The following is a 2,068-nucleotide window of genomic DNA, read 5'->3' on the forward strand; positions in this document are numbered from 1 at the left end:
ATACATGAGGCGATCGGGGCTGTTGAGCCAGCGGCGCATGGAGCGGCCGCGTAGGCACGCGCGGGCTTGCAGGTCCTCGTCGCCGGTGTTGTCCGATTCCATGTAGACGACTTTGCCGTCGCGCGAGTGCCATTGGAAGACGCAGTTGCCGCCGCAGTTCACGTTGCACTGGCTCCAGGATATCTGATCGGCCGGCGCATCGCTCTGCGAGTCCTTAGCCGCCCCTCCTTCGCTTTTCGGCGTGCAGCCATAAAGAGCGCCTCCGGCGACACCGGTGAGCGCGAGGCCCGCAAGCGAGCTTGCGACGAACGTGCGGCGCGACAGTGTCGTTGTTTCGTTCAATGCCATGGTTCCCTCCTTCTCCTTGGTAGCTCTACGTCTCTACCGTACTCAATATTTCGGCTCCGGCCATCACACCGTGCATGTGATTTAAGGAGTACGGAATATCGTCTCCCCAGGTGGCTACCTCTAGGTGATGAACTTGGCTGCCATGCTATGGTACCCTATAGGGGAGGAAGTGCAGCGGGGGGCGAAGGGGGGATCGTGGAGCAGACGCAGGCATATGCGCAGGTTTCCAGTTGGGGATATGCATGCTTCCTGACGGTGAACGCCACATCCATCTGGGGAGGCGTCTTCCCCTTTTTGCCCCTTGAGTTCCAGACGGCGGAAGTCACTTTGACGTTCTTTTTGGCGCAGGCGCTTTCGTTTGGTGGCGCATTCGTGGCCAGCATGCTGGGATCGTACTTCTTCCCGAGTGGGGCGCGGCGCATGCTGGTCAGCTTGAGCGCGGTGCTGGTGTTCGCCGGGTCGGCCTGCCTTATCGGCGCCATGTACGTGCCGCTTGCAGCGCTGGTGCTTGTGGCGGCAGGCGGCGTGCTCTTGGGTATCGGCTGCGCAGGCATGTTCATGCTGTGGCAGCGCTACTTCTCTTCGCTCCCTTCGGCTCGGGGAAATGTGAGGCTTATGGTGGGCACAGCGGTGGCCCCGCTCATCTACTTCGCACTCTATTTGGTCCCTATCGCGCTTACGGCGTTTCTGATTCCGCTGGTGTTCGTGCCGCTGTGCGGCCTCTGCGTGGCGCTCTCGGTGCGCGAAATGCAGCTCGACCAGCCTATGTTCGAGGATGTGCCGCGCCATCATCCGCGCGTGTATCGCCGCGCGGTGGCGGACTACTGGCGCAGCGCCCTCGCCGTGGGAGCACTCGCTTTTGCGGCTGGCGTTATCCGCGGGGTGGCGCTGCTGCACCAAGAGATCAGCCAGGTGGTGAACGGCGCCTCCATGCTCGGCGCGCTTGCCGCGGCGGTGGTGCTGCTGGTGCTCTGGCAGCGCATGAGCTTTCGCTTCGGGTTGACATCGGTGTTCCGCGTAGTGTACCCGCTCGTCATTACGGGGTTCCTGCTGCTGCCCTATCTGGGGCCGGGGTACCTGAACCTGTTCGCGGCGTTCACCTATCTGGTGTTCTCGCTGGTGCAGATGCTCATGATGATGCAGTGCGCCCAGATTTCGCGCGATCGCGGCATCAACCCGGTGTTCGTGTACGGGTTCTTTGGCGGCGTTGCGTACATCATGCAGAGCGCGGGCTTCCTGCTGGGGTGGTTGAGCGATTTCGTGTCCCTGGGCAATTCCGAGTGGCTGTTCGTGGTAGCAATGGCTTCAAGCTATGTGCTCGGCATGACGCTGCTGGCCACGACCGGCACGCTGTTCAGACCGCTGACGTCGAAAGGTGCAGCTACTGCCGATCCTATCGAGTTCCTGCCGCTCGCGGGGAAACCGGTCGGAGAGGTGCGTGTGAAGCGAAGGGGTGCGCTGGCAGCGCTAGGCGCAACGACGGGCGGGTCGTCCGGCCCCGAGCTCCAAGCCTCCGGCGAGAAGGTACCTAAAAAGCGCCGCAACCGTCCCTCTGCTTCAGATGATGCGGGCATCATCCGCGACCGCGTGTCGAAGCAGTGCCTTGACCTGCAAGAAGCCTACGGGTTGTCCCTGCGCGAAACCGAAGTCATGGAACTTATCGCCCGCGGAAACAGCATGGCCTCTATTGCTGAGCGCCTGGTTATCTCGGAGAATACCG

1 protein-coding gene and 1 pseudogene are annotated in these 2,068 nt (G+C 62.1%); one reads left to right on the plus strand and one right to left on the minus strand.

The features are described from left to right. A pseudogene (locus RR842_RS14300) lies at positions 1–348 on the minus strand (dimethyl sulfoxide reductase subunit A); the annotation flags it as partial. A gap of 195 nt (positions 349–543) precedes the next feature. On the opposite strand from RR842_RS14300, the gene RR842_RS14305 reads away from it, so the two are divergent. Further along, a partial coding sequence (locus RR842_RS14305; RefSeq protein WP_332730249.1) for a LuxR C-terminal-related transcriptional regulator occupies positions 544–2,068 on the plus strand: 1,525 nt, incomplete at its 3' end.

This window comes from Gordonibacter sp. (assembly GCF_036667095.1).
In the GTDB taxonomy this organism is placed as follows: domain Bacteria; phylum Actinomycetota; class Coriobacteriia; order Coriobacteriales; family Eggerthellaceae; genus Gordonibacter.